A 24,264-nucleotide genomic window follows, 5' to 3' on the forward strand; every position below is an offset into this window, starting at 1 on the left:
GAAACGGAAAGGGCGCGTGATGCTTGACGCAATCAAGGCAGCAAAGAGAATCGCGGCAGTGGGTTTGTTCACTGTTGGAGTCGCGGCCCCGTTGCATGCAGCGGATTTGTCGCTCCGCTGTGACTTAGCGCAGGTGCAGGATGGCGCGGCGCTCTCTAAGAGTTATGTCATCAGATACAAGGACGGCGCGGCGAATGTGTCGATCTATGACAGCTGGATCAAACGGTTTGTTGGCGAGCCACTTCTGGCGCGGGTGACGCGCGACGATGCCAACAGTCTCGTTTTTAAGTGGGAGCTGCATGGGGTGTCGGGCGCAATTGACCAAAGCGCAAGCTATCTGCGGTATCGTGGAACCTACCTGCGCAAGAGTGGGCAGTTCGATGTACGCGCGCAGCCCGGCGGGCATGACCCGCTTCCCGGCGCGCGAGGGCGGTGCCGTCAGGTGAAGTAGCCTGTGTCGGTTGTCAGCTTGTTCGGCGAAATTCCGGGAAACCCTGTGACCTGCCCTTGACCTTTCCCCGCCGAGACCCCCATTTGTGTGGTGAGTAAACACTGCGAACAAAAAGGGGGCCTACCCATGGCATTCGAACTTCCTGATCTTCCTTACGCCCACGACGCGCTGGCCGCGAAAGGCATGAGCGCCGAGACGCTGGAATACCACCACGACCTGCACCACAACGCCTATGTCACAAACGGCAACAAGGCGATTGAGGGCACCGAATGGGACGGCAAGAGCCTCGAAGAGATCATTGTCGGCACTTATGACAAATCCGCCGTGGCGCAGAACGGAATTTTCAACAACATCAGCCAGTTGTGGAACCACAACCAGTTCTGGGAGATGATGGGCCCGGGCGATACCGGCATGCCTGGTGCGCTGGAAAAGGCGCTGAGCGAGAGCTTCGGCTCGGTTGATGAGTTTAAATCGCAATTTGCCGCTGCTGGTGCGGGGCAGTTTGGCTCGGGCTGGGCATGGTTGGTTCAGAACAGCGACGGGTCGCTGGCGGTGACCAAAACCGAAAATGGCGTGAACCCGCTCTGCTTTGGCCAGACCGCGCTTTTGGGTTGCGATGTGTGGGAGCATTCCTACTACATCGATTTCCGCAACAAGCGTCCAGCATATTTGGACAATTTCCTGAACAATTTGGTGAATTGGGAAAACGTTGCTGGTCGGATGAAGTAATCTGACTGCAAAGAAGTTAATGTTGACGGCCGCTCCTGTATTGGGGCGGCCGTTTGCGTTTTCGGAAGTGTTGGCAGGGGAGGACGTGTGGATAGCCCTCATACACAATCAGTGATGGGGGCCAGCCCCCATACCCCCGGAGTATTTAGGGCAAGATGAAGCGGTTGAAGGCTTAGGTTGAAGGGGATTGGAAGGCGGTTTCCAGTGTTGCGAAAGCGGCGGCGGGGGTGTCTGCGACCGAGAAAAGCTTGCGCAGGGAAGGATCGGCGAAACCTTGGGTGATGGTGTGATCAATCAGCGTGACCAGCGGGCCCCAATAGCCTTCGATGTTGATCAGGATGATCGGTTTGTCGTGCAAGCCGAGTTGCGCCCAGGTCAGGATTTCAAAAAACTCATCAAGCGAGCCAGCACCGCCGGGCAAAACAACAACGGCGTTGGCGTTCATATACATGACCTTTTTGCGCTCATGCATGTTTTCGGTCACGATGAAGCTGGTGAGGTCGCGTTTGCCGACTTCGAGCTGCAACAGGTGGGTCGGGATGACGCCAAATGTATCGCCGCCAGCCGCCTGCGCTGCGCGCGCGACTGCGCCCATCAGGCCGACATCGCCTGCGCCATAGACCAATCGCCAGTGGCGGTTGGCAAGGCCTTGACCGAAGCTTGTGGCGGCTTCCAAATAAGAAGGGGAAGCGCCGGCGCGTGAGCCGCAATAGACACAAATGGAAGGTGTGGGTTGGTGGGGGGGCATGGGCAGGCTCCGCATTTTGGGGGACGACGTGTTTTGACCGGTGTTATCCTTGTTGATAAGTAGGCTCAACCGTGCGGGGATGCGATGGCGCGGAGGGAAAGGTGACAGATGAACACATCGAATGGTCTGACGGCGGTGCAAGCATGGGGTTTGAGGCTTGTCGCGGCGTTTGTAGTGGTTGTAGGCGGAGCGTGGATTGCCGGGGTGTTTGACGGTAAGCCGGAGCCGGGGAATGGCAATCTGCCTGAGGCGGAGGCGCCAGCCCCGAAGGCTTCGGTTGGATCGAAAGTTGAGAAACCGATCGTGCAGGAGCCAAAACCGCAGCAACCGAAGGCTGAAATTAAGGCATCGGGTGAGAGTGAAAAAGCGGCTGTTGTGCCTCCGGTGTCAAAGCCCGCGATTTCGGCACCAACCGAACCATCCGACAGCAAGGTGGTCGTGATGACTCCGCCGCGGATCGACCTTGTGCGCGTAGAGCCGGGCGGTAGCGTCACTGTCGCAGGAAAGGCGGAGCCGGGGGCGGAAGTCATTGTCGAAATAGACAAGAAAAACGTTGGACGTCATGCCGTAGAGGCCGATGGCAGTTTCGCCTATTTCTTTGAGGTGGCGCCGTCGGAAGCCCCCAGAATGATCCGGCTTAAAGCTGCGATGAACGGGGAGAACTGGGTCTATTCTGAAGAGAGCGCGATCCTTTCGCCGGTTCGACCGGTTGTTCGAGAAATCGCGAAAGCGCCGGTGTCGAAAACATCCGAGCCTGCAAGTGATACTATGCGTGCGCCGGTGACGAGTTTGCCAGAAGAGAAACAACAGCCAGCGGCCGTCCAACCGAAGACAGCAAAAGCCGAGGCCAGCACACAGAATAAGGCGCCGGCACCAGACATTGCAGGCGCACCAGCAAAAGTGCCAGCGCCCGTGGTGCAGGTTGATGTCGCGCCGTTGGTTGCGGCGCCGTCCAAGCCGGACCAGCAACCGGCGCAACCGCAGCAACAATTGCCGCCAAAACCAGTGACCCAGCCGGTCCCTGCGGTTGTTATCGCAAGCAACGAGGGTTTGCGTGTGATTCAACCGCCCGCCGCTGCGCCCGACGTTATGAGCGCCGTTGCGTTGGACACGATCAGCTATTCTGATGCGGGAGAGGTCGAGTTGGCAGGGCGCGCGAAGGGCAGCGGTTTCGTTCGTATTTACATTAACAACAAGCCAGTCACCACGTCGCGTATTGCGGCGGACGGCAATTGGCGCACGGGTCTGCCGAATGTTGATACCGGGGTTTACACGCTTCGTGTGGATGAGCTTGATACCGAGGGCAATGTCACAAGCCGGGTGGAAACACCGTTCAAGCGCGAGGCGCAGGAGGTCGTCGTCAAGGCCGGGCAAGTGACGGCAATCACGGTGCAGCCGGGTAATACACTTTGGGCGCTGGCCAAGGACACCTATGGTGATGGGGTGCTCTATGTGCGCTTGTATGAAGCCAATCGCGACCGTATCCGCGATCCGGACCTGATTTTTCCGGGGCAGGTGTTTGATCTTCCAAAGGAGTGAGTTGGAAAGGGACGGAACGTAACGGCGCATCTGTTGTACCAAACCCAAGATTGTCGTGCATAGTCAGGCGACAATGGGAGAAGGAGACGCCAGATGGTCGAACGCGTTCTTGTGAGCCAAGCCGATATTACCAAGGCAGTTATCAACAATTGCGACGAAGCGGAGTTGGCCGACGGAGAGGTACGGCTGAAGCTGGAGAGCTTTGCGCTGACAACGAACAACGTTACCTATGCCGTGACCGGGTTCCAGATAGGCTATTGGCAGTTCTTTCCGGCCGGGCGCGAAGGGCAGGGGATTGTGCCGGTTTGGGGCGTGGCGCGTGTTGTCGAGAGCCGAAGTGAGGCCGTGAGCGAGGGTGTGCGGCTATATGGGTTCTATCCCATGGCCGAGACGCTGGTCATCGCGCCCGCAGCACAGAGCGAAGGTGTGTTCATAGACATGGCAGCGCATCGCTCGGATTTGCCAGTGGTTTACAACACCTATGTCACCGTGCGCGATGGCACAGAGAAAGACGATTATCTGCGCGCCCTGTTGCAGCCGCTTTTGGCGACGTCATATCTTTTGTTTGACTGGCTGTCGGACAATTCATGGTTTGGTGCAGAACAGATTATCATAGGCAGCGCGTCGTCAAAGACCGGATTGGGCCTGTGCAAGTTTCTGGCCGAGCCTGAGGAGCGGCCTTATCAGATCGTTGGGCTGACCTCTAAGGGGAACCGTGACTTTGTCGCGGCGTTGGGGGCCTGCGATGCGGTCAAAACCTATGACGAGATTGATGATCTGGAGCAGGTGCCATCGGTTTATGTGGATATGGCGGGCAATTCGGAGGTCAAGATGGCGCTGCACACGCGGCTTGCCGATCACCTGAAATACTCCACTGCTGTAGGCATGAGCCACTGGGACAAGTTCACCGGGGTTGAGGGTCTTCCGGGGCCGAAACCACAGTTTTTCTTTGCACCATCGCAGATCGTTAAGCGGCGCGAGGATTGGGGGGCGGGCGTTATCGAACAGCAGATCACCGCCGCATGGAAGCGGGTTGCACAGGACGCCGAAAGCTGGCTCGATTTACGGGTGCATGATGGGTTGGAGGCGGCAATGGCGGTCTATTCCGATTTGTCACAAGGGCGGGCCGATCCGCGTGAAGGGCATGTGATCCGGTTGAAGAATTGACGGTTGTATCTGGCAATCCCGGCGATGGCGGCTTATCTCTGACGACTTGAGCAGTCAGAGGACGATGCCAGAATGCGGCGAGCCGGATCTTACAGCGATGCCAATCTAAAGAATGAGCGTATTTCCGGCTGGCGCACGATCCGCCGGGTGGCGCCTTATCTTTGGCCACAAGAGCACCCTTGGGTGAAACGCCGTGTGGTGTTTGCGATGCTGGCGCTGTTGCTGGCCAAGATAGTCGCGGTAGGCACGCCTATTCTCTACAAATGGGCGGTTGATGCCTTGGCCGATAACGGGGTGAGCGAGCTTGCGCTGGGCGCGGTCGGGCTGACTGTTGCTTATGGGTTGGCGCGGTTGATGGCGAACGGTTTCCAGCAGCTGCGTGACGCGATTTTCGCAGCCGTAGGTCAGCGTGCCCTGCGCAAGCTTGCGTTGGAAACGTTCCGCCATATTCACGCGCTTTCGATGCGATATCACATCACCCGCAAGACCGGCGGTTTGAGCCGGGTGATCGAGCGTGGCGTCAAAGGGGTCGAGTTCCTGCTGCGGTTCTTGCTGTTTAGCATCGGGCCTCTGGTGCTGGAACTTCTGATGATAGCGGGGATTTTGTTCTGGCTGTTTGATGCGTGGTATCTGGCGGCTGTTGCTTTGACCATTGCGCTTTATGTCTGGTTCACTTTTGCCGTTACGGAATGGCGGGTGAAGCTGCGACGCGAAATGAACGATCAGGACACTGATGCCAACCAGAAGGCCATCGACAGCCTGCTTAATTTCGAAACGGTCAAGTATTTTGGCGCCGAAGAGCGGGAGGCAAAACGCTATGACGGGGCGATGGAGAAATACGCCAACGCTGCGCTAAAGACCGCGTATTCGCTGGCGTTTCTGAATTTCGGCCAGTCGTTCTTGATCACCAGCGGTTTGGTCGCTGTCATGGTGTTGGCGGCCATCGGGGTTGAGCAAGGGCAACTGACGGTGGGCGATTTCGTGATGGTGAACGCCTACATGATCCAGATCACCTTGCCGCTCAATTTTCTGGGCACCGTGTATCGGGAAATCCGGCAGGCATTGGTCGATATGGGCGAGATGTTTGATCTTTTGGAGCAGCCTTCGGAAGTGGCAGACAAAGCCGGAGCCAAGCCGCTGCGCGTTGAGGGTGGCACAGTGCGTCTTGACGAGGTGCGCTTTGGGTATGAGGCCGACCGCGCCATTCTGAAAGGTGTATCGCTTGAGGTGCCTGCGGGGCAGACGGTGGCGATTGTCGGCTCGTCAGGGTCGGGGAAATCGACCATTGGGCGGTTGTTGTTTCGCTTCTATGATGTGCAGGGCGGGTCGCTGAGCATTGACGGTCAGGATGTACGCGATGTGACGCAGCAGAGCCTTCATGAGTCCATCGGCGTGGTGCCGCAGGACACGGTGCTGTTCAATGATACGATCCGCTATAACATTGCCTATGGCCGCGCGGGCGCAAGCGATGAGGACATCGTCGAGGCGGCCCGGGCTGCGCAGATTCACGAGTTCATCGAAGGGCTGCCTGATGGTTATGACACCACGGTGGGAGAGCGCGGACTAAAGCTTTCCGGGGGGAGAAGCAGCGTGTGGGGATTGCCCGCACCTTGTTGAAAGACCCGCCGATCTTGCTTTTGGATGAGGCGACAAGCGCGCTTGATACCGAGACAGAACAGGAGATTCAGGGCGCATTGGCGCGTGCAGGGCAGGGGCGCACGGTCATCACCATCGCGCATCGGCTAAGCACGATTGCGGATGCTGACCGGATTATCGTGTTAGAGAAGGGTGAAATCGTGGAAGAGGGGACGCATAGCGACCTGCTGACGCGTGAAGGGCGTTATGCAAACTTGTGGCAGCGTCAAGCGGCGGAGCAGGAAGAGGCGGCCTGAACCCAATCAAGGGAGTGAGCGAGATGAATGTGACAGTGCGCCCGGTGGGGCCGCAAGATTGGGATGACTGGCGGCGGCTTTGGCAGCTTTACCTGGAATTTTACGAGACCAGCCGATCAGAAGATGTGCAGCGCCAAACATGGGCGCGGATCATAGCCGGAGATCGTGGCATGTTCGCCGCGATTGCCCATGACGGTGACGGCAAGGCCGTGGGGATCGTGAATTTTCTCTATCATGCCGGCTTCTGGATGGTGGAGGATCAGGTTTACCTTAACGATCTATATGTGCTGCCTGAGACGCGTGGCACAGGAGCGGGGCGGGCCTTGATCGAGCATGTCGGCGCCCATGCTCAAGCGCGCGGGGTGAGCAAAGTTTACTGGCTGACCGCCGAAAATAACGCACCGGCGAGGGCTCTTTATGATAAGCTGGCAAGCAAGACGCCATTTGTACATTACGTGTTGGCGCCCAGCGGTTAAGCCGGGCTAAGGGCACAGCCTTCTATTGTGACGCGATGCATCTCGCGGCGGTGGCCGTGGTAGTCGTTGATCGCTTTGTGCCATGTCGCGCGGTTGTCCCACATCGTGACGTCGCCCTTTTGCCATCGCACGCGGGCTTGAAACTCGGGTTTTTGGCAATGGGCGTATATCGCCCCGAGGATGGCGTCGGACTCGATCGAGGTAAGTCCGTCGATGTGTGTGGTAAACTGTGGGTTCACAAAGAGCGACTTGCGCCCGGACAGCGGGTGACAGATGACAACCGGGTGCAGCACGTCTTGTGTCGCCTTTTCGGCGTTGCCCAGGCGACCGCTGCGAGAGCTGTCGGCGGCGGCTGCTTCGGCCCCGAAAACATGGCGGGAGCTGTGCCAGGCATAGAGCCCCTCAAGCATGTGCTTGAACCGGTCGGAAAGTGCGTCATAGGCAGCAGTGGTGGAGCAAAAGACGGTGTCGCCGCCATAGGGCGGGATGTCGATGGCATGCAGGATTGAGCCGGTGGCAGGCTCAAGGTCATAGGCGTGATCGGTGTGCCATTCTTCGCCAATTGCACCGGTTTGATCGGCTTCTTTCAAAACGAGGGCAACTTCCGGGTGACTGTTGAGGGCTTTGAAGAAACGGTTGACGTTGATAGGGCCAAAGCGGCGGGCAAAGGCGAGGTGCTCATCCGGGGTGATGCTCTGATTGCGGATGGTGATGACAGAATGTTCGGCGAAGGCAGCGCGCAACGCGTCGAATTGGGTGGGGTCGCGGATGTCGGCGTCGAATATCTCGGCTCCAAAAAGGCCGGTCAAACGCTTGATTTGCATGTGCATACCTTTGCTGATGCGGTGGACGCCGCAAGCTTAGGCTCGGATTTGGCATACAGGCAAGGGGCGGTGGCGCCGAGCGGTGCGCGCTTATTCGGCGGCGCGCACCGTGTCTTCACCCGGTTCGTTACTATCCGGGCCCTCTTTGCCAGTTCCGGCTTGGGGCGCGTCTATGTTCGAAGCGGGGTCTTGCTCAGCTGCTTTTGGTCCCAATTCTTCCGTGACGGGCGATGGCCGTGGGGTGCCGTTGTCGGCTGTATCTTTGGGATCCAGTTTGCCTGCCCGCGTGAGAACGCCTTTCACATCCGCAAGTTCGGGAGCGGCGTCTTCATCGGCTTCGGGTTGGAAGGCGAGGGCGTCTGCGTCCCAATCCTCGGGCCAGAGGAGTTCGGGCGCACGGATGCGGCGCGCGGCGCGACGCAGCGCCCAATCCTGAGCCGCTCTGCTGGCGCGGCCCATGGATAGGACTTTGAGCAAGCGGGCAAGCCAGCCAACATAAGTCGCGAACCAGACCCGCAGCGCAAGCATGGAAGGGGTAAAGACCAGCGTAAGCACCGTGGCGATCCCAAGCCCAAACACAACGGCTGTGGCGAGCTGTTTCCACCAGAGCGCAGTTGGGCTGTCGATGGAGTATCCGCCACCCAGAAAGTCGAGCGAGAGACCGAACATCATCGGGGCAAGCCCCGCCATGGTGGTGATCGTGGTCAGGAGCACAGGGCGGATGCGGTCTTCGGCGGTGCGGATGATCGCTTCAATCCGAGGCATATAGCCGGAATATTCCTGATAGGTGTCGATCAGCACAATGTTGTTGTTCACCACAATCCCGGCCAGAGCAACAATCCCGGTGCCGGTCATGATGATCGAGAACGTCTGATCCATGACCAGCATCCCGATCAGCACGCCAGTGGTCGAAAGCACCACGGCCAATAGAACCAGCACAGAGTTATAGATGCTGTTGAACTGTGCCAGCAGGATGATGAACATCAGGCCAAGCGCCCCGGCAAAGGCAGACATGAGGAAGGCTTGGGATTCGGCCTGATCGTCCTGATCGCCGGTCCATTCCCATTCGACATCCGCAGGGAAGGGCGAGGTTTCGAGCCATTCCGTGAGTGTGGCAATCCGTTCATTTGCGGTCATTGGTGTGGTGCCAATGGTCGCGCCATTGTCCATCAGCGTTTGCATAGCAGCCGTATTTGGCACGTCGCCGGGAGATTGAAACTTAAAATACCGTGTCGTGTAGGTGTACCCGAACAAGCCGAAAAATTTGGGCGTTGTGAAGTTCAATGCAAGGTCGTAGGGCGCGCCCTCTTTGACGCTTTGCGGGGTCACTTCGCTGCCAAAGCCGAGCTTTATTGGAAAGACCTCGAGCGCGACAGGGTCGGTGCCGGTCTTGGCAGCAAGGGAATCTGCGGCCTGTTGCTGGCGTCGCGCCTCGTCTTCGAAGCCGCTGTTTTCGACCAATTCGGCGGGCAGAGTGAGCTGCACGAACATGCGGCTGGCCTCGACCCCGGCTTTGACGTCGAAATAACGCAGTTGATCGGTGCGGTTGATTTCGGCCAGCTTGGGGACGGGTTTGCGCGAAATAAAGTTCGACAGGGGCACCAAGCCTTCGGTGGTGCGCAGTTTCAGGCTGTCGAGCGTAGAGAGCACGCGGTCTGCCTCGGGGAGGCGAACGCGAATCTCGATCTCTTCGTCCGAACTGTCGACGCGCATGGTGTCGAGCAGGATGCCGCGCGTGACGAGTTGCACCATACCGCCGACGGTCGCGACATTCGCACCGTAGCGTCCGGCCTGTTCGACGTTGACGTCGATTTGCCAGTCGATGCCGGGCAGGGGAAGCGTGTCTTCGATCAGGGTCAGCCCAGCCGTTGCGTCAAATTTGGCGCGGGCGGTGGCGACGGCGGGAAGAAGCGTGTCCCAACGATCGCCTTTCAGACGTAGATGCACCGGTTTGGCCGATGCCGGGCCGCGCGCCTGAGCGAGGATTTCGACCTTGATGCCGGGAATTTGTTCAAGCTGAGCCGTCAGTTGGTCGATGATCAGGTCGCCGTCATAATCGGGCGATTTGATTTGGCGCATGACCGTGTAGTTGATCAGCGGGATCGTAAACCAAGGTTCCTTAGCGTCCGGGCGGTCCACCCACGCGATGGTTTCAAGCTGCACCTGACCGATGGTGTCCTTGGGGGTTGAGAGCCGCCGGTGTTATTGTTCAGCCCGCTTTCGCCGGCGAAGGCGAAGGCGTTTTTAATGCCGGGATGGGCGAGAACGATTTTTTCGGCCTGAGCGACAAGCGCGTCTTTTTGCGCGATGGAAAGGTTGCCGCGCGCGCGCACGTAAACGATGGCTTGTTCGGGCTCTGACTCGACGAAAAACTCGGTGCCTTTGTTGTTTTCACCAAAATAGGCAAACACCTGCATCACCACAAAGATGACCGTGACGATGGAGACGATCGGCATAATGGGATTGCCTGCGACGAATTTGATCAGCAGGCCGAATGGCGTGCGTTTGCGTCGCTCTGACGGGAGCTTGCGCCTTTCGTATTTGGCCGCTCCGACGGTAATCGAGCTGAGCATTGAGCCGATAAGGAAAATGAGCAGGCCGGGCAGATACGCCAAGACACCTTCGGCCGGTGGGGTGCCACCAAAGAGGTGACCCGGGCTGAGGGTTTGACGTGCGCCGAGGTAGAGCAGGTAGAGCGAAGGCACCACAAGCAACAAGCGTAGCGTCCAGTGGAGGTTGCGACGCAGCCAGACCGAACCATAGCTAAAGCTGCGGGTGATCCGGCCCGATACGCCCCCCATGACCGGCAAATAGATCAATGCCACGATCAGCGATGCGGACAACACAAAGATCAGCGTGACCGGCAGCATGCCCATGAACTGTCCCGGAACGCCGGGCCAAAACAGCATGGGAAGGAATGCGCAAAGCGTCGTCGCCGTAGAGGAGATGACCGGCCAGAACATGCGTTTGGCCGCCTCGACATAGGCGTGCATAGGGCCGACCCCGTCCGAGATGCGTTTGTCGGCGTATTCGACCACAACGATGGCCCCATCGACCAGCATCCCAACCGCAAGGATCAGGCCGAACATGACGATGTTTGAGACGCTAACCCCCATGAGCGCCAGCAGCACGAAGCACAGTAGGAAGGAGGTGGGAATGGCAAAACCGACAAGAAGCGCCGGGCGCACGCCAAGCGCGCTGAGCACGACAATCATAACCAGCGCGATAGCGGTCAGAACCGACCCTTCGAGTTGGTCAATCATCGAGCCAACCACGTGGGATTGATCGTTAGACGTTCCCAGATGCACAGCGGCTTGCAGTTCTTTCGGCCAAGCGGTGTGGGCATTGCCCACGATCTTGCGGACTTCTTCGGCCATGTCGAGCAGGTTGAAACCCTTGCGTTTGACCACTTGCAGCGCAACGGTGTTTTCGCCGTTGAACCGCGCGGTCGAGCTGCGATCTTCGAAGGTGAGCCGGATTTCAGCCAGATCGCCCAGCGTGACGACACGATCACCATTCGTCTTGACCGGAAGGGAATAGACATCCTGTGGCTTGGTAAAGCTTGACGGAATTTTTACCGAGAAGGAGCCATTCGCGGTTTCAACCTCACCTGCGGGAATGAGTTGGTTGTTGTTTTGCACAACGTTGATCAATTCGCCCGCGGTGACGTTGTAGGATTCAAGTCGCAGCGGGTCGATCACCACTTCGAGCATTTCATCGCGGTTGCCGACGATCCCTGCCTCAAGCACCGCGTCGAGCGATTCCAGCTTGTCCTGCAAGTCTTTGGCGATGCGGTTCATGGTGCGTTCGGGCACTTCGCCGGTAAGGTTCACGATGAGCACCGGGAATTCGGAGAAGTTGATCTCGTTGATCGTGTATTTTTCGAATCCTTCGGGGAATTTGCCCTCGGCCGTGTTCATGGCCTCGCGGACGTCGGCCATGGTCGCGGATTTGTTCCAGCCAAATTCGAATTCGAGAAAGACCCCGGCATAGTTTTCTGCCGCAGTGGCGACCATCCGGTCGAGCCCGTCGAGATCGGCCAGTTCGGTTTCCATGACTTTGACGAGCAGAGTTTCGCTGTCGGCAGCCGAAATGCCGGGAAAGGGGACCGAAACGAAGAGACCGGGGATCTGGATGTCCGGCTCACCTTCTTTGGGGAGGGTCACATAGGCAAAAGCTCCCACCAAGAGTGAGAGCACGATAAATGCCATGACCATCCGCGCACGGGAGGCGGCATAATCGACGATGCCGATCATTTGGTGGCCTCCTGGAACGATGCTTTGACGGGGACACCGTCGACCACATATTCTTGGCCGATGACGATCACGTCGGCGGCGTTTTCAAGCCCGGTGATCCAGACGCCTTCGGCGCTGTCTCGTAAAAGCGTGACGGGTTGGAATTTTGCCATGCTGTCACCGGTTACGACCCGCACGCCAAGAACGCCGTCATCGTTCAGCGTAAGCGAGGATTGCGGGACGAGGTGGGCATCTGCACCTTCGGACGAGATGATGATTTCGACCGTTTGGCCATCACGGACCGAAAGGGCAGGGTTGGGAACGGCGATTTCGACGCGGAAGGTGCGGGTCAGAGGATCGGCGGACCGCGACAGGAAGCTGACGCGGCCAACAAGCTCTTCGCCGGTGGTCAGGCGCGCGCCGGCGAGTGAGCCGACAGAGACGCGGTGGATTTCGGTCTCCGGCACAAAGCCGACAAGCTTGATCGGGTCAAGCTGGATCACGGTGGCGCAGACCGAACCGGGTTGCATCAGCGCGCCCAGTTCGGCGGTGTCTGTTTCAAGCAGGCCTTCGAAGGGGGCACGGATTTCGAGGCGCTCGATCTCTTTTTGCGCAGCGGCCACGGCGGCTTCTGCGGCTTGGATGCTGGCCTTGGCGCTCAGGATGCCGGATTGCGCGGTTTTCGTGCCTGCCTCGGCTGATTTAACCCCGGCCAGTGCCGAGGCGATGCCCGCGTCTGCTCCGCTCATGGCGGCTTGTGCTGATGCGACGCGGGTGTCTGAGGCGTAGCCACCTTCAGAAAGCTTAAGCGCGGCGTTGAGATTGATTTCGGCCTCGGTACGTTGGGCGCGGGCGGTGATGAGCTGGGCGCGGGCATTCTGCAAGTCGGCCTCGGAGCGGGGCAACTGCGCCTCGGCTTCGGGCACGCGGGCCTGCGCTTCGGAAAGGCGCGCTTTGGCTTCGGCGAGGGCGGATTCACGCGTGCCGGGATCGAGCCGGCAGAGAACTTGCCCCTCTTCAACAAATGAGCCTTTGCGTAGGGGCGTGGAGACAATCAAACCACTGGTTTCCGCACGCATGTCGATCTGGCGCGCGGCTTCGGTCTGGCCGCGCAAAATAACGGCGCTGTCGATAGACTTGGCTTCGGAATGGATGGCAACGACGTTGATCGTCGTGGGGGCGGGCTGTTTGGCGGTCGCCGTGTTGGCCGGAGTATCGGCGGGAGGGGGCGTATCAGAGCCCGCAGCTGCGCCTTCTGTGGCCCCGTCTTTTCCAGCCCCGTCTTGGACGTCGCCATTCGCCCATGAGAGCAGCGTCTCGCGTTCAATGATTAGGAAATAGAGAAACACGCTGACCAAAACGGCGGTGAGAATCGGCAAGATGCGCATGTATTATCCTTTTGACGACTCTCGGGCCGTGGGAAGCACATGGGGGCGCAGACGTTCGCGCAAGACCCAGCCCATGGAAGGGAAGCTATGAATGGTGTCTCAAAGCCTGTTTTAACGTGGTTTTCCGAGGTCGCAAGTCAAACTGAACTCTGCGGTTCAGTTTAGGGGCGTTTCGCATTGAATTCAAGCAATGGCGCGGCGCTTTAGGGGTGGTGAAAGGGGGCGCAGCGGGTCGATGAGCGGGCTTTGCGCCAACATTGCCTTAGCGGGGTGTGTCACAGGGGGGTGTCATGGGGAAGGCGATGGGCAGCGATGGCGTGAAATAGGCCGTGTTGCGGCTCTTGGCAGCGCGGGGGGGACAGGGTAAGAGGGGGCAATCACGCAACAAGGGGCGTTCCGGGTGAGCAATAGCGACAGTTTTATCGAAGAAGTTTCCGAAGAGGTGCGCCGCGACAGGCTGTTTGCGTTGATGAAACGCTATGGCTGGATTGCTGTTCTTATCGTGATCCTTTTGGTTGGCGGGGCGGCGTATAACGAATACCGCAAGGCCAGCACCCAAGCCAATGCCGAAGCGACAGGCGATGCAATGATCGCGGCGTTGAAGAACGATGACCCGATCAAACGCGCCGCGGCTCTGTCCGCGGTTGAGCCGTCAACGGCGGGGGCGCAAGCGATTGCGCTTATGCTGGAGGCCGCTGAGCAAGTCACCAACGGTGAATTCGACGCCGCGGTTGCCGCGTTGAAGAAGGTGGAAAGCAATGCTGAGCTGCCTTTGGTCTATCGTCAGGTGGCGGCGTTCAAATTGCTGGCGGTTCAGGGCGAGAGCCTGTCTGTTGAGGACCGGCGTGCCGGTTATGAAGCTCTGATCGCTCCGGGGTCGGCGTTGCGCCTGTTGGCGGAAGAACAGCTTGCCCTGATCGAGATTGAAACAGGCAAGCCAGAGGCGGCCACGAAGCGGTTGCAGACCATTGCCAGCGACGCACAGGCCACCGCGGGCTTGCGTCAACGCGTTTCACAGTTGATTGTGGCGTTGGGCGTGACGCCTGAGCCGACGGGCGCAGACTAGCCCCAAGCAAGCGAATAACGGCGGCGACAGGCAAAACCAGCCGTCGAGGAAGACAGACAAGGGTGAGGCCATGACAGAGGCACTTGGTATGCAGGCACTGGACATTCGGGCACATAGGCCGAAGCGGAGCGGTTTGGCCGTTGGGCTTTGGGTTGGACTGGGGCTGGTGATTGCGGTGTCGGGCTGCACCAAGCGCGAGGAAATCCTTCCCGGTCAACGCGAAGACCTGCGCGCGATCCTGACCGAGGATGTTCCGGTTGCGAATGATGTTATCCCTGTGAACCGCACGCTTGCCCTTAGAGCCGGGAAAACCACAGCGAATGCCAGTTGGACACAGCGCCACGGGTCACCGAAGACACGGGTGAGCCACCCCGCCTTTGGTGGCGCGATGCAAGCGATCTGGAGCACCAAGATTGGCGCGGGCGATGGCCGCAAAGGCCGCATCACCGCCGATCCGGTGATTGCGGGCGGGCGTATCTATACGCTGGATTCCGAAGCGCGCGTGAGCGCCACAGCGACCAACGGCGAGGCGGTGTGGAGTGTGAGCCTTCTTCCGTCGCGCGACGGGTCGAATGATGCGACCGGCGGCGGCTTGGCTTATGCCAACGGAACCCTGTTTGTGACCACCGGCTTTGGCGTGTTGACCGCGCTGGATGCGGCGACCGGACAGGAGCAATGGAAACAAGAGCTGGGCGCGACCGCGTCGGGCGCGCCGAGTGTCAAGAACGGCCTTGTCTTCTTGGCCGCTGGTGACAACACCGCCTGGGCGGTTGAGGCGAGCACCGGGCGTATTCGCTGGCAATTGGATGCGACGCCGAGCCGCAACAACGTGCTAGGCGCACCGGCACCGGCGGTGAACGATCAGGTGGCGATCTTTGGTTTTGGCTCTGGCGAGGTCATGGCGGCCTTTGCCAGCGGCGGTTTGCGGGTTTGGGACGGGGTGATCTCAGGGCAACGCTTTGCTCTGGCGCGCACCCGCGTATCGGACATCACCGGCGACCCGGTGATCGTGGGCGACACGGTTTATGTGGGCAGCCATTCGGGCCGGTTGGTTGCGATGAAAGCCAGCACAGGCGAACGCCAGTGGACCGCAAACGAAGGCGCTTTGAACCCTGTGTGGGTTGCGGGCGGATCGGTTTTCCTTGTCTCTGACCGCAATGAGCTTGTCCGGCTAAGTGCAGAAGACGGCACGAGAATTTGGGGCACGAAGCTTCCCTTTTTCGTCAAGGACCGGCCGCGTCGCCAGAAGGAAATCTTTGCCCACTATGGCCCGGTATTGGCCGGTGGCAAGCTGATCGTGGCATCGAACGACGGCAAGATCCGCGCGTTTGATCCGGCCTCGGGGACGCTTGTTGGGACCGCGGATATTCCGGGCGGGGCGACGACAAACCCGGTGTTTGCGGGCGGCGTGATGTACGTCGTGTCGTCCAACGGCGAGCTTTACGCTTTCCGTTGAGCCAAGGGTAGTGTAACGCGGCGGCTTGATCGTCGCTTGGAGCAAGACATGAGTTTCACCCTCGCCATAGTGGGGCGCCCGAATGTGGGCAAATCCACCCTGTTCAACCGTCTGGTGGGCAAGCGGCTTGCGCTTGTCGATGATCAGCCCGGCGTGACGCGGGATTTGCGTGAGGGGGCTGCGCGGCTTGGGGATCTGCGCTTTACCGTGATCGACACGGCGGGGCTTGAAGAGGCCACCGATGACTCGCTTCAGGGGCGGATGCGGCGGCTGACCGAGCGGGCCGTGGATATGGCCGACATTTGCCTGTTTATGATCGACGCGCGGGCCGGGGTGACGCCGGCGGATGAGGTGTTTGCCGATATCCTGCGCAAACGGTCGGCGCATGTGATTTTGGCGGCCAACAAGGCCGAAGGGTCGGCCGCAGATGCCGGGGTTTACGAGGCGTTCGGGCTGGGGCTGGGCGAGCCGGTGCGGCTCTCGGCTGAGCATGGTGAGGGGCTGAACGAGCTTTACTCGATGTTGATGCCGCTGGCGGATGAATTTGACAAACGGGCGGCATTGGATGCGCCCGAAACCGAGGTTGAGCTGTCCGAAGAAGAGGCCGAGGAAGGCGCGGAGGAGGCGGTGCCGGTTCCGACCAAATCCAAGCCCTTGCAGATGGCCGTTGTCGGGCGGCCCAACGCGGGAAAATCGACGCTTATCAATCAGATGCTCGGCGAAGACCGGTTGTTGACCGGGCCGGAAGCGGGGATCACGCGGGACGCGATTTCGCTGTCGGTGGACTGGGGCGGATTGCCGGTGCGGGTGTTTGACACGGCCGGTATGCGCAAGAAGGCCAAGGTGCAGGACAAGCTGGAAAAGCTGAGTGTGTCTGATGGCTTGCGGGCGGTAAAATTTGCCGAAGTGGTGGTTGTTCTGCTGGATGCGGCGATCCCGTTTGAGCAGCAGGATTTGCGGATTGCCGACCTTGCCGAGCGCGAAGGGCGCGCGGTGGTTGTGGCGGTCAACAAATGGGACATCGAGGACGAAAAACAACAGAAACTCAGGGACTTGAAGGAAGCTTTTGATAGGTTGCTTCCACAGTTGCGCGGCGCGCCTTTGATCACTGTTTCGGCCAAGACGGGGCGCGGGATGGACCGGCTTCGCGAGGCGGTTTTGCGCGCCTATGAGGTGTGGAACCGCCGGGTGAGCACGGCCCAGCTTAACAGATGGTTAACCGGGATGGTCGAAGCCCATCCGCCGCCCGCACCGCAAGGCAAGCGCATCAAGCTGCGTTATATGACCCAAGCCAAGACCCGGCCGCCGGGGTTTGTTGTTATGTGCTCGCATCCCGATAAAATGCCGGACAGTTACACCCGCTATTTGGTTAACGGGCTGCGCGAGAGTTTCGACATGCCGGGCGCGCCGATCCGGCTTTATATGCGCTCGCAGAATGACAAGAACCCCTATAAGGGCCGCAAGAAAGCGGTCCCTCAAAGCTTAGAAAACACACGCAGGGGCGCCGCAGTTAGCGCATAGTCCCGATATTGGACAAAATTAGTTTACAAAGCCCTTCTTTTGCGTGCGAAATGGGGGGCGCGGGCCGTATTTCCGCGGCAAGCAGGGTTGCTGGTTAAGCGTATGTAATTTAGCATTTTCTGACGGACGAATGATCGCCTGCTGGGGAATTAACCAGGCGTGGACCGGAAATTTGGAACGGTTAGAAAAATGAATATTCGACAATTTACAAGGGGTTACACCCAGAAGAACGATGCCGTCGCGTGGTGGCATCTGGCGGTCACGATGCTTGGCTATGGGCTGAGTATTTCGCTGGCGATAACCTATGCAACGGTGTGGTGGGCGGTTGTGCCGCTGACGGTTGTGGCGGGGCTGTTTGGGGTCCGGGTTTACATGATCCAGCATGATTGCATGCACCGGGCGTTTTTTGCGTCGCGGCGGATGAATGATGTGCTGGGAGAGGCGCTCTCTCCGATCTCGCTCAGCCCTTATGTGGCGACGCGGTATAACCACAATCTGCACCATGCGCATGTTGGTGATCTGGACCATCGCGAGGCGTTCGAGATCGACATCATGACGGTCGAGGAATTTCGCGCAGCGCCGCTGTTGCGCCAGCTTTGGTATCGGTTTTATCGCAGCCCCTTTACGCTTTTGGTGGTGGGGCCTTTTGTGCTCTATCTGGTGCTGCGGCGCTTTCCGAGAAATGGAATAAAAACAGGCGTTTACTGGGTTATCCTACATGATGCGATGGTGCTGGGATATGTCGCGATGCTCTATGCTCTGGCCGGTTGGGCCGGGGTTTTTGTGCTGCTCGGCTCGATCTATGTAGGGGCAACTTTTGGCGCGATCATCCCCTATGTGGTGCATAATTTCGAGCAGGTGTATTGGGGGCGCAAGCCGGACTACACCTATGAAAAAGGCGCGCTTGAGGGCTCGTCAGTGCTGCGGTTTGGCGGGGTTTTCGACTGGCTCACGCTGAACATTGCTTACCACGATCTGCATCATCTGAACGCCAATATCCCGTGCTATAACCTTAAGCGGTGTTTTGAGGAATCCGGCGATTTGCTGGAGAGTTACGAGATCGGATTTCGCGAAGCGATGAGCTGTTACGGTTGGAAGCTTTATGACGAGCAGAAGGGCCGGATGGTGGGGTTCGCTGCGGCGCGGCGGGACGTCAGGCAAATGGTTAACACGCCCGCAGAATGAATGCGTTTTTCGCATGGATTAACCTTAACACTTCGGCGGATGCGGGGGTGACATCCGGCTGACTCTCGGCTGACATCCGGCTGCCGTTGAAAAGGTTAACGCTGTTTGAGCGAGTCGGAGGCGGTTTATGACCGCAGCGCGCGCAGGGTTAAGCCAGCGGTAAGCACTGCGCCCAAGGATGCGAGTGTCAAAACCGGTGTGTTCATCGGCGCGGAATTGGCGACGATGACACCGATCAGTGCCCAGAGAACGCCGCCGAGGTAAGCCGCGCTATTGGGGCGCAGCAGGTGGATCGACACCGTAATAGTGAGAGCGAGCGCCAGCGCGAGGAGCGCGGCAGTGGTGGCCCCGGTCACGCCGTAGCCCGCCAACATCAGCCCGACCGAGACCGAAGAGGCCGCGGTGAGCCAACCGGCATAAAGCCCGATCGGTTCGCGCAGCCAGAGGCGCTCGTCATTGCCCGCGCGCAGAAGCGCGGCGAGGGCGGTGGCGAGCATGAAGAAGATCAGAGCGGTCGCCCAAGGCACCGAGACCTGTGCAATGGCGAGCCAGAAGATGCCCGAGCCGAGGCTGAGGATCAGGGCAGGGCGCATCGCCTGCCAATCCGGTGAGGCGGGGTGTTTGACGAGGCCGATGGCCGCGCCGACGATAAGCCACAGATAGATCAGCCCCCAGATCGAGAAGGCATAGCCCGCAGGTTGCACCGGTGGGTCGTCTTGGGGGATGGGGAATTGCCCCGCTTCGAACCCGTTGAAGCCGGACGACAGGAAGGGAGAAAGCGCAAAGCCGACGGCCACGAGAAGGGTGAGGAGGGGCAGCGGTTTCGTCATCGGGAATCCTTTGATTGGACATCGGCCAGAAGGTGCCGATTTGAGGGCTAACGCCTTGGGGGCATGCAAAGTTCCCTTGCGCGGATCATTGGTTTCGTCAATATCGCCTGCGAAGGTAATATCGCCTTTGGTGAGTCGGCGTAAGGCTGGCTTTGGAGTTCTTCTTAAAATGAAAAAAGCTATCGTGTTGCTTGGTGCTTCGGCGCTGGTGGCGTCTTTTGCTGTGGCTGCTGTTGCGGCCACGCCGGAAGATGTGGACGGGAACGGCGTGTTCTCGATGGAAGAAATGGTGGCGGCCTATCCGGGGCTGACCGAGGATCAGTTTCTTGAGATCGACCTTGATGAAAGCGGCGACATTGACGAGGGTGAGTTGATCGCGGCGATCGAGGAAGGCGTGCTCGAAGAGTAAGCGTTTCCTGATGGGGTCTATGCCCTATTTGGACCAGTCGTAAGGTGGCCCCCGGTTTAGCGCCGGGGGCTTTTTGTTTGAGGGCGACTGGCTTTGAGTGTGACTGGCTTTAAAGGCGACGGGCCCGGAACAAGGCCGGAGGCCGCCGGGCCATCGTCAGCCCCTCCCATGGGCTGACGATTGGGTTGGGTCGGTGCGCCACTGCTTCTGTGGGAAGACTTGGCAGGGATAAAGCGCTTTGACACCGGTGTTGGGTCGTCATCCCAGGGGCTGCCGATGGCCCGGCTTTGCGCCTAGACCAGCGATCCCTCTGCCGAGAGCGTTGCCTTGCCGCCGAGATAGGGGTGCAGCACCTCGGGCAAGACGACCGAGCCATCGGCCTGTTGCCCGTTCTCAAGCACGGCAATCAGGCAGCGGCCCACGGCGAGGCCGGAGCCGTTGAGGGTGTGGACGAATTCGGGCTTGCCGCCATCGGCGGGTTTGAAGCGGGCGTTCATGCGCCGCGCTTGGAAATCGCCACAGACCGAGACGGACGAAATTTCGCGATAGGCGTTTTGACCGGGCAGCCAGACTTCGATGTCGTGGGTGCGGCGCGCGCCAAAGCCCATGTCGCCGGTGCAGAGCACCACGGTGCGATAGGGCAGGCCGAGGCGTTCCAAGATGCCTTGGGCGCAGCCGGTCATGCGGTCAAGCTCCTCGCGGCTTTTGTCGGGGTGGGTGACCGAGACCATTTCGACCTTCTCGAACTGGTGTTGGCGCAGCATGCCGGCGGTGTCGCGCCCGGCGCTGCCCGCTTCGGAGCGGAAGCATTGCGAATGGGCGACGTAGCGGCGGGGCAGGTAGCCCTCGTCGATGGTCATGCCGTTGACGATATTGGTCAGCGTCACCTCGGAGGTGGGGATCAGCCAAAGCTCCTCTTCGGTGGGGGCCCGCTCGTAGATATTTTCAACGGTCTCTTCTAATGTCGCTGAGCCGTCACAGAGCTTTTCCAAGTCTTCCGCCTTCTGGAATTGGACTAGCGCTTCTCGACCGAGCTTAGACCTGCCGCCAATTGTAGCGCCGAAATAGGAGTCCTCTGCGAACTTAGGGAGTTGACCGGTGCCATACATCATTTCGTTTTTAACGAGCACGGGTGTCCATGTTTCAGTAAGGCCGTTTTCGTCGATATGGGTGTTGAGCATGAATTGCGCCAGCGCCCGGTGGATGCGCGCGACGCTGCCCGAGAGCACCACAAAGCGGCTGCCCGAAAGCTTGGCGGCGGTTTCGAAATCCATGCCGGGTTTGACGCCGGTGATTTCAAAATGCTCGGCCGGGGAGAAGTCGAAGGTGGCGGGGGTGCCCCAGCGGTGGATTTCGACGTTGTCCTCTTCGTCCGCGCCTTGGGGGGTGTCCTCATAGGCGAGGTTGGGGATGGTGGCGAGCAGGTCGGTCAGCTGTTGGTCGAGGGCTTTGGCCTCGGCCTGCATCGCTGCAACGGCGGCTTTCTTCTCGGCCACTTCGGCGCGCAGGCGGTTGAATTCCTCGTCGTTGCCGGCGGCCTTGGCTGCGCCGATGGCCTTGGCGGCCTTGTTCTGATCGGCTTGGGCGGTTTCGGCGGCGAGGATTTTGGCGCGGCGGGCCTCGTCCAGCTTAAGAATGGACGACGAGACCGGCGCATCCCCACGGCGGGCAATAGCTGCGTCAAAGGCAGCGGGGTTTTCGCGGATGGCACGAATGTCATGCATCGGTCTTGATCCTTCTTTGAATCGGTTTCAGGTGCGGGCCTTATGACCGATTTAGGGGGGATGGTAAACGGGCGATTGATGGCGGGGAGATTAGGCGGGTGGGGTGTAGCCGATGGAGCGCTGGAAGGCGCGCCATTGGGTGTGGTAGTCGTATGCGTTGAGGTCTTCCTTGGGCCAGTGGTCGGGCCATGGGGTGCCTTCGGGTAAAGTGACCGAGCCATCGCCGAAGATGTCGTCGAGATGCTTGACGATTTGTGGAATGTTGCTGCAATCGACGGCCTTCCAGCTTGCACCTCGAAGAGTAGCAAGCTGGAAGGTCGTTTTTCCAGAGAAACGCGCCCAGGATAAATCTGCCCCCTCCATCCGCGCGTCAAAGAGGTTTGCCCCCTTCATCCGCGCGTCAAAGAGAAATGCCCCCTCCATCCGCGCCTCGTAGAGATTTGCCCCCTCCATCCGCGCCTCGGCGAAGTTTGCCCCCTCCATCCGCGCGCCTTGTAACAGAGCTTTGTCCAAGATTGAGGACGTCAGATCAAAGCCTTGGAGATTGGCCCCGCGCAAATCGATGGGAACGTCATCAAACTCGTCGCCCCGCACGGTTTTGAGGCGACCCAGAGTTTGGGCGGCTTTTTCCATGTCGGAGCGGATGGGGTCGAGGCCTCGTGCCCAAGATTTGAGGGCGTCGATGGAAACATCATCGGGCGAAAGGCCGAGGTGATGTAGCGCCTGAGTGTCGCTCATTGGTTCGGTGCCGTCCCCTGGCGCGATGAGGCGTTGCCATTCGTGACGCGGATGCTCCTTGGCCGGAAATTCGCGCGATAGTTCGCGCACATAGACCGACAGCATGCGGGCGATGCGTGGGGTTTCGTCGGGGCGTTCTTGGGCGAGGCCTTCGAGCCGGTCGATGGCGGCGGCGCGGGTGACGAGGTCGTCCTGCCATTCGGTGAGGATGGTTTTGGTGGCGTCGTTATTTACTTCGCGGGTGGTCTGGCGGCGGGCGGAGAGATCGCGGGAGGCGGCGTTGATCTTGTCGTTGAAGAGGGCTTCATCCTGAATGCGGGCTTGTTTGGCGGCGACGTAGCTGCGCCAGATGACGAAGGGCGCGCCGAGGAGGGCGGCGAGGACGAGGCCGATGTTGCGGATGGCGCTGCCGTCGCCGTCATTCGCATAAGGTCCGAGCCGCAGGCCAGCGCGTAGAAAATCGTAGAGCGTGATGAAGGCGGCGCAGATAAGGATAAGCGCAAGCGCCATGAGCAGCCAGCCAAGGAAACCGCCGAAGTCTTGCACCTTTCTGATCTCGCTCCAGCGTTTGTAGCCGAGCCATTCCAAATTGGTTTGCTTGTTATCATTCGAACTCAAAACAAAGGCGCCTTTCAACTTGTGCCTGCATTCTGCCGTGGAGTTGTAAGGATTGGAAGCGCGAGGTTGAGGGGCCGGGAGGGGTGGGGGGGAACCCCACCCTACGGGGGATGGTTGGGTGGCTCTTTGCCGGGGGCGGGCGGAGAGTGTGGGCCTAGACCGGGCTGCATCCCGGCCCGCCCCCCGATCCGCACCCCGGCAGAGCGCATTGGCGCTGTCGGGCACGGGATTGAAGGCAAGGCGATTGGCGTGGGCGGCGCTGGAAAACGCCGTGGCGGATGCGCCCGCCCGAGGCGGGGCGCGGCCCTAGGTGCTCTAATCCGCTGGGTGGTTTGAAAACCCGCCCCAAGGGATTGCAAACGCGCGGTTCAAAGAATAGGTAACGCTCAAACGCGCGCGGGGGGTGCCGGGCGCGAAAAACGTTGAAAGGAATTCCCCATGGACGGTGGCGCTATTGCCCAGTTTCTCCCGCTTATTCTGATCTTTGCGATCATGTATTTCCTGTTGATCCGACCGCAGCAGAAGAAGATGAAAGAGCATCAGGCGATGATCGAAGCGGTGCGCCGGGGCGATCAGGTGATCACGCAGGGCGGCATCATCGGCAAGGTCACCAAGGTCAAGGACGATGGCGAGCTTGAAGTTGAAATCGCGGACGGTGTGAAGGTGCGCGTGATCAAGTCGACATTGGCGCAGGTTCTGAGCAAGACCGAGCCGGCGGCGAATTCCTAAACCCGCCAGAGGGCTTCTCAGACGGCTTGAAGGGTCTCAACGTGCAATTTCTACGGCTATCATGGCATGCCTGCGTGTTTGCTTTTGCGACGGGGATTTCCGTTGCGGGGGCTGTGGCGGCGGATGCGGCTTGTGGGGATCGCTTCAAGATGATCGCGTGGCCGGGTGGGAGCCTTCCCAATGAGGCGCTGGTGCTGGAGCATTTTGCCGGTGGTGACGTGATCCTGACCGGGGCGCAGGTGATCAAGGCGCAGCCGTCAACCGATCAGCACAACAGGCCGGTTGTCGCCTTTCGCATGTCCGCGGAGGGCGCGCGGCTTTTTGGCGAGTATACCGCCGCGCATATTGGCGAGCCGATTGCGATTGTATTTGACGACAGGCTTTATTCTACGCCGTTCATCCGCGAGGCGATTTTTGGCGGCAGCGGCATGGTGAGCGGGTTGAAATCGGTCGCTGAGGCCCAAGACATGGCGGTGGCGATTGCCAGTCAGGCCTGTGCAGACGCACCGAAAAAAGACCCGGCAACGGGATCATAGGAG

General features: G+C 59.6%; 18 protein-coding genes and 2 pseudogenes. 13 read left to right on the forward strand and 7 right to left on the reverse strand.

Annotated elements, in window-relative coordinates; translation table 11 throughout:
• Positions 1 to 19 precede the first annotated feature (19 nt).
• Positions 20 to 451, forward strand: a complete 432-nt coding sequence (locus N4R57_07055; GenBank protein ID UYV38783.1) for a hypothetical protein — start codon at positions 20 to 22, stop codon at positions 449 to 451.
• Between the two features lie 126 nt (positions 452 to 577).
• Entirely contained in the window at positions 578 to 1,180 is a 603-nt protein-coding gene (locus N4R57_07060; GenBank protein UYV38784.1) for a superoxide dismutase, read from the forward strand.
• A gap of 172 nt (positions 1,181 to 1,352) precedes the next feature.
• Here the strand turns inward: N4R57_07060 and N4R57_07065 are convergent, their stop codons facing one another.
• Positions 1,353 to 1,928: a TIGR00730 family Rossman fold protein gene (locus N4R57_07065; GenBank protein ID UYV38785.1), complete on the reverse strand. Its 576-nt coding sequence runs from the start codon at positions 1,926 to 1,928 to the stop codon at positions 1,353 to 1,355.
• Positions 1,929 to 2,036: 108 nt separating this feature from the next.
• On the opposite strand from N4R57_07065, the gene N4R57_07070 reads away from it, so the two are divergent.
• The 4 genes and pseudogenes from N4R57_07070 to N4R57_07085 all read left to right on the forward strand — a co-directional run bounded on the left by N4R57_07070 (position 2,037) and on the right by N4R57_07085 (position 7,002).
• A complete protein-coding gene (locus tag N4R57_07070; GenBank protein ID UYV38786.1) occupies positions 2,037 to 3,467 on the forward strand; it encodes a LysM peptidoglycan-binding domain-containing protein in 1,431 nt (476 codons plus the stop codon).
• Between the two features lie 93 nt (positions 3,468 to 3,560).
• Positions 3,561 to 4,634, forward strand: a complete 1,074-nt coding sequence (locus N4R57_07075) for a DUF2855 family protein (protein UYV38787.1) — start codon at positions 3,561 to 3,563, stop codon at positions 4,632 to 4,634.
• A 72-nt stretch (positions 4,635 to 4,706) separates the two neighbouring features.
• A pseudogene (locus N4R57_07080) lies at positions 4,707 to 6,526 on the forward strand (ABC transporter ATP-binding protein/permease).
• Between the two features lie 23 nt (positions 6,527 to 6,549).
• Positions 6,550 to 7,002, forward strand: a complete 453-nt coding sequence (locus tag N4R57_07085; GenBank protein UYV38788.1) for a GNAT family N-acetyltransferase — start codon at positions 6,550 to 6,552, stop codon at positions 7,000 to 7,002.
• Here N4R57_07085 and N4R57_07090 read toward each other — a convergent pair.
• From N4R57_07090 to N4R57_07100, 3 genes and pseudogenes are all read right to left on the reverse strand, one after another.
• Positions 6,999 to 7,826 carry a TauD/TfdA family dioxygenase gene (locus N4R57_07090; protein UYV38789.1) on the reverse strand — a complete coding sequence of 276 codons (828 nt, stop codon included), beginning with the start codon at positions 7,824 to 7,826 and terminating at the stop codon, positions 6,999 to 7,001. The two genes, N4R57_07085 and N4R57_07090, sit on opposite strands and share 4 nt — an antisense overlap.
• A 90-nt stretch (positions 7,827 to 7,916) precedes the next feature.
• A pseudogene (locus N4R57_07095) lies at positions 7,917 to 12,082 on the reverse strand (efflux RND transporter permease subunit).
• Complete coding sequence (locus N4R57_07100; protein UYV38790.1) at positions 12,079 to 13,449, reverse strand: efflux RND transporter periplasmic adaptor subunit; 1,371 nt, start codon at positions 13,447 to 13,449, stop codon at positions 12,079 to 12,081. Before N4R57_07100 ends, N4R57_07095 begins: the two are co-directional and overlap by 4 nt.
• A gap of 400 nt (positions 13,450 to 13,849) precedes the next feature.
• Here N4R57_07100 and N4R57_07105 point away from each other — a divergent pair, with 400 nt between their 5' ends.
• The 4 genes from N4R57_07105 to N4R57_07120 all read left to right on the forward strand — a co-directional run bounded on the left by N4R57_07105 (position 13,850) and on the right by N4R57_07120 (position 18,677).
• Positions 13,850 to 14,515, forward strand: coding sequence for a tetratricopeptide repeat protein (locus tag N4R57_07105; protein ID UYV38791.1), 666 nt, complete (start codon positions 13,850 to 13,852; stop codon positions 14,513 to 14,515).
• A gap of 70 nt (positions 14,516 to 14,585) precedes the next feature.
• Positions 14,586 to 15,971, forward strand: a complete 1,386-nt coding sequence (locus tag N4R57_07110) for a PQQ-like beta-propeller repeat protein (GenBank protein ID UYV38792.1) — start codon at positions 14,586 to 14,588, stop codon at positions 15,969 to 15,971.
• A 48-nt stretch (positions 15,972 to 16,019) separates the two neighbouring features.
• Positions 16,020 to 17,492 carry a ribosome biogenesis GTPase Der gene (der, locus tag N4R57_07115; protein UYV38793.1) on the forward strand — a complete coding sequence of 491 codons (1,473 nt, stop codon included), beginning with the start codon at positions 16,020 to 16,022 and terminating at the stop codon, positions 17,490 to 17,492.
• 189 nt (positions 17,493 to 17,681) lie between these two features.
• Positions 17,682 to 18,677, forward strand: coding sequence for a fatty acid desaturase (locus tag N4R57_07120; GenBank protein ID UYV38794.1), 996 nt, complete (start codon positions 17,682 to 17,684; stop codon positions 18,675 to 18,677).
• Between the two features lie 125 nt (positions 18,678 to 18,802).
• On the opposite strand, the gene N4R57_07125 is transcribed toward N4R57_07120, so the two are convergent.
• On the reverse strand, positions 18,803 to 19,507 hold the full coding sequence (locus N4R57_07125) for a hypothetical protein (protein ID UYV38795.1): 705 nt from the start codon (positions 19,505 to 19,507) through the stop codon (positions 18,803 to 18,805).
• Positions 19,508 to 19,676: 169 nt separating this feature from the next.
• On the opposite strand from N4R57_07125, the gene N4R57_07130 reads away from it, so the two are divergent.
• Positions 19,677 to 19,916, forward strand: coding sequence for an EF-hand domain-containing protein (locus tag N4R57_07130; protein UYV38796.1), 240 nt, complete (start codon positions 19,677 to 19,679; stop codon positions 19,914 to 19,916).
• A 293-nt stretch (positions 19,917 to 20,209) separates the two neighbouring features.
• Here N4R57_07130 and serS read toward each other — a convergent pair whose 3' ends face one another.
• A complete protein-coding gene (serS, locus tag N4R57_07135) occupies positions 20,210 to 21,640 on the reverse strand; it encodes a serine--tRNA ligase (protein UYV38797.1) in 1,431 nt (476 codons plus the stop codon).
• A 90-nt stretch (positions 21,641 to 21,730) separates the two neighbouring features.
• Positions 21,731 to 22,996 (reverse strand): pentapeptide repeat-containing protein, encoded by a 1,266-nt coding sequence (locus tag N4R57_07140; protein ID UYV38798.1) that lies wholly within the window; start codon positions 22,994 to 22,996, stop codon positions 21,731 to 21,733.
• Between the two features lie 438 nt (positions 22,997 to 23,434).
• On the opposite strand from N4R57_07140, the gene yajC reads away from it, so the two are divergent.
• Both yajC and N4R57_07150 read left to right on the forward strand, forming a co-directional pair.
• Positions 23,435 to 23,725, forward strand: coding sequence for a preprotein translocase subunit YajC (gene yajC / locus N4R57_07145; protein ID UYV38799.1), 291 nt, complete (start codon positions 23,435 to 23,437; stop codon positions 23,723 to 23,725).
• 41 nt (positions 23,726 to 23,766) lie between these two features.
• The gene (locus N4R57_07150) at positions 23,767 to 24,261 is read left to right on the forward strand and encodes a hypothetical protein (GenBank protein UYV38800.1); all 495 of its coding nucleotides are present in this window, start codon (positions 23,767 to 23,769) and stop codon (positions 24,259 to 24,261) included.
• Positions 24,262 to 24,264 lie beyond the last annotated feature (3 nt).

Source organism: Rhodobacteraceae bacterium D3-12 (assembly GCA_025916135.1).
GTDB lineage: Bacteria > Pseudomonadota > Alphaproteobacteria > Rhodobacterales > Rhodobacteraceae > JAKGBX01.